This is a genomic window from Trinickia sp. Y13, assembly GCF_029522115.1.
Classification (GTDB): Bacteria; Pseudomonadota; Gammaproteobacteria; order Burkholderiales; family Burkholderiaceae; genus Trinickia.
Genome location: NZ_JAKWFK010000006.1, coordinates 308,387 through 314,908, shown reverse-complemented (window position 1 = coordinate 314,908; position 6,522 = coordinate 308,387). Strand labels below are relative to the sequence as shown.

Sequence of the window (6,522 nt, the reverse complement as noted above, 5' to 3'; positions counted from 1 at the left end):
CCGTGAAACGACTCCACGCCGATGATAGTGCGGATTCCCGTGTGAAAGTAGGTAATCGTCAGGCTCCTCCTCTGTACCAAACCCCCGTTAGCGAACCGCGCTAGCGGGGGTTTGTGCTTTTATTCCCACCAAAAACTCACCCTCGGGCCGCTCCAACTCCGGGGTGGCAGGGCGGGCGTTTGCGTTGCCATCATCTGCCCCGCCAACTCAGTAGTTACACCTAGCGTTTGATTCCCTCCGCGAGATAGCGCTGCGCCAGCCGCACCCAGTAGGTCGTCCCCACCGGCAGCAATTCGTCATTGAAATCGTAGCTGGCGTTATGCAGCATGCACGGTCCAGCGCCATGACCCGCATCGCGGTGCCCACCGTCCCCATTGCCAAGGAAGGCGTAGCAGCCCGGCTTCGCTTGCAACATGAACGCAAAATCCTCTGCCCCCATCGTGGGCTCTGTCCGAGGTTCCACATTGTCGCTACCCACCACTTCGCGCATGACCTCGACTGCAAAACGGGTCTCGTCGGTACTATTGATGGTGGGCGGATAATTGCGGTGAAAGGTGACCGTCGCAGCACAATCGAATGCCGCCGCCGTCGCCGCCGCGATTTTCGCCATTTTCGACTCGATCATGTCGAGCGTCTCGGTCGTGAAGGTACGAACGGTGCCCGCCAGCCAGGCATCGTCCGGGATGACGTTCACTGCGTCGCCCGCATGAATTTGCGTGATCGACAAGACCGCCGTGTCGATCGGTTTCTTATTGCGCGTGATAATGCTTTGCAGCGCGTTTCCAATTTGAATAGCCGCAAAAACGGGATCGCGTCCGTTGTGAGGCATCGCGGCATGAGCGCCGACGCCTTTCACGTCGATGCGGAACTCGTTGCTCGACGCCATGATCGGTCCTTCGGTCACGCCGAAGGTGCCGGCGGGCATACCCGGCCAGTTGTGAATGCCGAACACGGCGTCGACGGGAAATCGTTCGAACAAGCCATCGTCTATCATGGCGCGCGCCCCGGCGCCTCCCTCTTCGGCTGGCTGGAAGATAAAGACGATCGTGCCGTCGAAGCCGCCATGCGCGGCGAGGTACCGCGCCGCTCCCAGCAGCATGGCGGTATGACCGTCGTGCCCGCACGCGTGCATCTTTCCGGGGGCTTGCGAACGGTGCTCGAACGTATTGAGTTCTTGGATCGGCAAGGCGTCCATATCGGCCCGCAACCCGATCGACCTAGAACCGGTTCCTCGCTGAAGAACACCGACGACGCCGGTCTTGCCTAGGCCGCGATGAACCCGCAGCCCCCACTTTTCAAGGCACTGCGCGACGAGATCGGCCGTGCGCGTTTCTTCGTAGCGCAATTCGGGGAAGGCATGGATGCTTCGTCGCAGGGATTGGATTTCGTCTCGCGCGGCCAAGACTTCAGGTATGAGTTTCATGATGCGTTCGACTATGAAATGACGTTCGAGAAAATGGCGTTGCTATCGCTACTATCGAACGAACCATTCTACGCCGAAGTCCTCTGACGCCAATTTGGCCGGGCCCGCCAAGGCAAACGGACTAGAATGATCGCCCGCACCCCATGCACGATAGTCGTTCACGGACCGCCCCTATGAATGCGCCCCTTGAATTCGCCCGCGCCGTTTGCCCTCACGATTGCCCGGATACCTGCGCGCTGCGCGTGACTGTCGCGGATGGCCGCGTCCTCAAAGTGACCGGCGATCCCGACCATGCGCCCACTCAGGGCGTGCTCTGCACGAAAGTCAGCCGCTACCCCGAACGCGTCCATCACGAGCAGCGCTTGACTATGCCGCTCAAGCGCGTCGGGCCCAAGGGCGCTGGGCGTTTCGAGCCGATCGGCTGGGACGAAGCACTCGGCTATGCAGCCGAACGTCTATCCGAAATCGCCCGCCGCGCCCCCGAGGCCATCCTGCCATATAGCTACGCGGGCACCATGGGCCTCGTGCAAGGCGAAAGCATCGCACAGCGCTTCTTCCATAAGCTCGGGGCGTCGCGCCTGGACCGTACGATCTGTTCGGCAGCAGGCATGGCCGGGCTCAAATACACCTACGGCGGTTCGCTGGGCATGCATCTCGAATTTTTTGAGGAGAGCGAACTCATCCTCATTTGGGGCGCGAACCCGATCACATCGAGCGTGCATTTCTGGACACGTGCGCAAGAGGCGAAGCGTCGCGGCGCGCGGCTCGTCGCGATCGACCCCTATCGTTCCCTGACGGCCGAAAAGTGTCATCAGCACATTGCGCTGCGCCCGGGCACCGATGGCGCATTCGCCCTGGGAATGATGAATGTGCTCATTGCCGAAGATCTGATCGATCACGCCTATGTTGCGGCCCATACGGTAGGTTTCGAGGCGCTGAAGCGCCGAGCGGCGGCTTATTCCCCGGCGCGCGTGGCGCAGATCTGCGGCATCGACGAGGCCGAGCTGGTCGATCTTGCGCGGCTCTATGGCAAGACGCGAAAGGCTGCCATACGTCTCAATTACGGCATGCAGCGCGTAAGAGGAGGGGGCAATGCCACGCGAGCTATCGCTTGCCTGCCATCGCTCACCGGCGCATGGCGCGACCGCGCCGGAGGGTTGCTGCTGTCGTCGTCGGGCTGGACGCCGTTCGATACGGCTGCGCTACAGCGCCCCGATCTGCTGCCCGGCTGGCCGAGCGAATTGCCGCGGATCGTCAATATGAATGCGATCGGCGGTGCATTGCTGCACGAAGGTGACGCGGCGTTCGGGCCGAAGATCGAAGCGCTGGTCGTGTACAACTCCAATCCGGTTGCCGTGGCGCCCGATTCGGCCCGCGTTGCCGCGGGGTTCGCACGTGAAGACCTGTTCACCATCGTGCTCGAACATTTTCAGACGGATACCGCCGATTACGCCGATCTCGTGCTGCCGGCCACGACGCAGCTCGAGCATTTCGACGTGCATCGCTCGTACGGTCACACCTACGTCATGGTCAATCGGCCAGCGATCGCGCCGATCGGGCAAGCGCGGCCGAACACGGAAATCTTCCGCGGTCTCGCGCAGCGCATGGGGCTCGACGAGCCGGCGCTCTTCGACAGCGACGAAGCGATCGGCCGTAGCGCGTTTCGTTGGGAGGACCCCGCGCTTCAGGGCATCGATTGGACTCGGCTGAACGAACAAGGCTGGGCCAAGCTGAACTTGCCCGATGCGCCGTTCGCCGAAGGCGGGTTTCGCACGCCATCGGGCAAATGCGAATTCGCGAGCACCTTGCTCGAGCGTGAAGGGATGGATCCTCTGCCTGATTACGTACCGCCGTATGAATCCGCCGACGGGTCACCCGAGCTCGCGGCCCGCTACCCGCTCGCGATGATTTCGCCGCCGGCGCGCCACTTTCTGAACAGCACGTTCGTCAACATCGACAGCCTGCGCGAAAGCGAGCGCGAGCCGCGCCTAGACATTCATCCGGCGGATGCGGCGATACGTCGCATCGGCGACGGCGATATGGTCCGGATCCGCAACGACCGGGGCGCTTTTCTCGCCCGCGCCCGGGTGTCGGATCGAGCGCGCGAAGGCGTGGTCGTAGGTTTGTCGATCTGGTGGAAAAAGCTCGCCCCGGACGGGTGCAACGCCAATCAGGTCACTAGCCAGGCGCTGACCGACCTGGGCGGTTCGGCGACGTTCTACGATTGTCTCGTCGAAGTCGAGCGTTCAAACGTCTGAATGTGGTGCAAGCGGTGTTCTTGAAGTTCGAAGTCGGTATCTAATTCGGTTGTTTCGGGCGATGCGACCGGCTAGGATGCGCCTTTTAGCACGACCATTCGAAAAGTTCAGGGAGACGCCGCATGGAAAAAATCTGGTTGAAATCGTATCCGCCCGGCGTTCCAGCCGAAATCGACGCGTCGGCGTACACGTCGGTCGGCGAATTGCTCGAAGACAGCTTCCGGCAGTACCGCGCGTCGCGCGCATTCGTCTGCATGGGCAAGTCGATCACCTACGGCGAGTTGGACGCCCTCTCGCAGCAGGTGGGGGCCTGGTTTCAAGCGAAGGGGCTCGCCCGTGGCGCGCGCGTGGCGATCATGATGCCCAACGTGCTCCAATACCCGGTCGTGCTGGCGGCCGTGCTGCGCGCGGGCTACGTGGTCGTCAACGTCAATCCGCTCTATACGCCGCGCGAACTCGAGCATCAACTGAAGGACAGCGGAGCCGAAGCCATCGTTTTGCTCGAAAACTTCGCGGTCACGCTGCAGGCAGTCGTGCGCAACACGGCGATAAAACACGTGGTGGTTGCGTCGATGGGCGATTTGATGGGCCTCAAAGGGCACATCGTCAATTTCGTCGTGCGTCGTATCAAGAAGATGGTGCCGGCTTGGGACTTGCCGGGGCACGTCAAATTCAACGACATGCTCGCGCAAGGTTCTCGCCTGTCGTTCGCCGCGGCAAAGCTCACGCGCGACGACATCGCTTTCCTGCAATACACGGGCGGTACGACTGGCGTAGCGAAAGGCGCCACGCTCACTCACGGCAACATCGTCGCGAACGTGCTGCAATCGGCTGCTTGGCACGAGCCGGCGCACTCGCTGCATCCGGAAGTGACGCAAATCGTCAACGTGATCGCGCTGCCGCTTTATCACATCTACGCGTTGACCGTTTGCGCGATGTTGACGATCCGCACGGGCGGGCTCGGGGTGCTGATTCCGAATCCGCGCGATATCCAAGGCATGATCAAGCAGTTGCAGGGCTTTCCGATCAATACCTTCCCTGCCGTGAACACGCTCTACAACGCGATGCTCAATCATCCGGATTTCGACAAGCTGGACTTTTCGAAGCTGATGGTGGCCAACGCGGGGGGCATGGCGTTGCAGGAGGCGGTGGCCAAGCGTTGGTACGAGCGGACGCATGTGCCCGTGATCGAAGGGTATGGCTTGTCGGAAACCTCACCTAGCGCTTGCTGCAATCCCGTCACGGCAACCGAATTCAGCGGCACGATCGGGCTTCCGATTCCCTCGACCGAAATGTCGATCCGCGACGACGACAACAACGAAATGCCGATCGGGCAGCCGGGCGAAATCTGCATTCGCGGGCCGCAGGTGATGGCCGGCTACTGGAATCGGCCCGACGAGACGGCCAAGGTGATGACGCCCGATGGCTTCTTCAAAACGGGCGATATCGGAATCATGGATGAGCGCGGCTATTTCAAGATCATCGACCGCAAGAAGGACATGATTCTCGTGTCCGGTTTCAACGTGTACCCGAACGAGATCGAAGATGTCGTCGCCAAGCATCCGGGCGTGCTCGAGGTCGCCGCCGTCGGCGTCCCCGACGAGCACTCGGGCGAGGCGGTCAAGCTCGTGATCGTCAAGCGCGATCCGGCGCTGACGCAAGCCGACGTCATCGCTTTCTGCAAAGAGCAACTGACCGGTTACAAGCGGCCCAAGATCGTCGAATTCCGCACGGACTTGCCCAAGACGAACGTAGGCAAGATCTTGCGTCGCGAACTGCGCAATGCGAATACGGCGCCTGCGCCCGCGACGGCGGTTCGGGAGCGTAGCGGGGCCTAGCCGGGCTAGGGGCAGTGCGGCAAAAAAGCCCGTCGTGCGGCGGGCCGACGGCCGTACTCTATATGCGCGATACAACTTCGTCTAAAATGCACGATTAGCCGTCGTTTTGCTCCGAATCCCGGCCCGTAAGCGGGGCTCGCCGGAAACGACGGCAGCGGCCGCACAGGAGCGCTCGACGGCGCTCGGGCTGCTGCGCTGCACGGAGAGGGCGATGACGCTGGACGAGTTGATTTGCGAGTTTGACCGCGGGCTGCGTTCGATTGCGGGCGTGAGCCGCATGACTAGGCCCGTTCCCGAGCCGAAGCCGGCCGAGGCGGGCGCCCCGGCACAGACCGAGATGACGCTGCCCGAGCGAGCGCATTCGGCCGCACTCATGCGCGTGAACCATGTCGGCGAAATCTGCGCGCAGGCGCTCTATCAGGCGCAAAAGCTAGCTACGCGCTCCCCGGGGCTCAAGGCCGCGTTCGAGCATGCCGCCAGTGAGGAGGAAGACCACCTGGCATGGACCGCCGCGCGGCTGCGCGAGCTCGATTCGCGCCCGAGTCTGCTCAACCCCCTCTGGTACACTGGTGCGCTGGCAATTGGTTTCACCGCCGGCTGCTTTGGCGACCGGGCGAGCCTAGGCTTCATGGCCGAGACGGAACGCCAGGTCGAGCGGCATCTGGAAGGCCATCTGCATACGCTGCCCGACGCCGACCGCCAGTCACGTGCGATCGTCGAGCAAATGCGCGACGACGAACGGATGCATGGCCAATCTGCCACGGATGCGGGTGGCGTGGAGTTGCCGGTTCCCGTCAAAGCGCTGATGCGGGCCGCGTCGAAAGTGATGACGCAAACGGCTTATTACATTTAACTTTGCAGTGGGAGCGGCGCGCTCGCGTCGCTCGACGATCCACCCTCGAATCCGTCCGCTTTTCATCCCACCTTTTCGCGCTGCACGCGTCGTCTGCATGGACGTTCGCGGCGAGCTTCTAACGTATCACATTCACAAAGCCCACTAGTT

General features: G+C 62.1%; 5 protein-coding genes. 4 read left to right on the top strand and 1 reads right to left on the bottom strand.

Annotated features, from left to right (window positions below):
* Positions 1-220: 220 nt before the first annotated feature.
* Entirely contained in the window at positions 221-1,363 is a 1,143-nt protein-coding gene (locus MMB74_RS14090) for a M20 aminoacylase family protein (protein WP_277429264.1), read from the bottom strand.
* Here MMB74_RS14090 and MMB74_RS14085 point away from each other — a divergent pair.
* From MMB74_RS14085 to coq7, 4 genes are all read left to right on the top strand, one after another.
* Positions 1,274-1,510: a hypothetical protein gene (locus tag MMB74_RS14085; protein ID WP_277429265.1), complete on the top strand. Its 237-nt coding sequence runs from the start codon at positions 1,274-1,276 to the stop codon at positions 1,508-1,510. The two genes, MMB74_RS14090 and MMB74_RS14085, sit on opposite strands and share 90 nt — an antisense overlap.
* 86 nt (positions 1,511-1,596) lie before the next feature.
* Positions 1,597-3,681, top strand: a complete 2,085-nt coding sequence (locus MMB74_RS14080; RefSeq protein ID WP_277429250.1) for a molybdopterin oxidoreductase family protein — start codon at positions 1,597-1,599, stop codon at positions 3,679-3,681.
* A gap of 122 nt (positions 3,682-3,803) precedes the next feature.
* On the top strand, positions 3,804-5,519 hold the full coding sequence (locus MMB74_RS14075; RefSeq protein ID WP_277429249.1) for a long-chain fatty acid--CoA ligase: 1,716 nt from the start codon (positions 3,804-3,806) through the stop codon (positions 5,517-5,519).
* Positions 5,520-5,730: 211 nt separating this feature from the next.
* Complete coding sequence (gene coq7 / locus MMB74_RS14070; protein WP_277429248.1) at positions 5,731-6,372, top strand: 2-polyprenyl-3-methyl-6-methoxy-1,4-benzoquinone monooxygenase; 642 nt, start codon at positions 5,731-5,733, stop codon at positions 6,370-6,372.
* The last annotated feature ends 150 nt before the right edge of the window (positions 6,373-6,522 follow it).

What these genes read in the sequence shown, in the direction of transcription:
- MMB74_RS14085 (WP_277429265.1), top strand. Translation starts at nt 1,274, where the DNA reads ATGAACCCGCAGCCCCCACTTTTCAAGGCACTGCGCGACGAGATCGGC.
- MMB74_RS14080 (WP_277429250.1), top strand. Translation starts at nt 1,597, where the DNA reads ATGAATGCGCCCCTTGAATTCGCCCGCGCCGTTTGCCCTCACGATTGC.
- MMB74_RS14075 (WP_277429249.1), top strand. Translation starts at nt 3,804, where the DNA reads ATGGAAAAAATCTGGTTGAAATCGTATCCGCCCGGCGTTCCAGCCGAA.
- coq7 (WP_277429248.1), top strand. Translation starts at nt 5,731, where the DNA reads ATGACGCTGGACGAGTTGATTTGCGAGTTTGACCGCGGGCTGCGTTCG.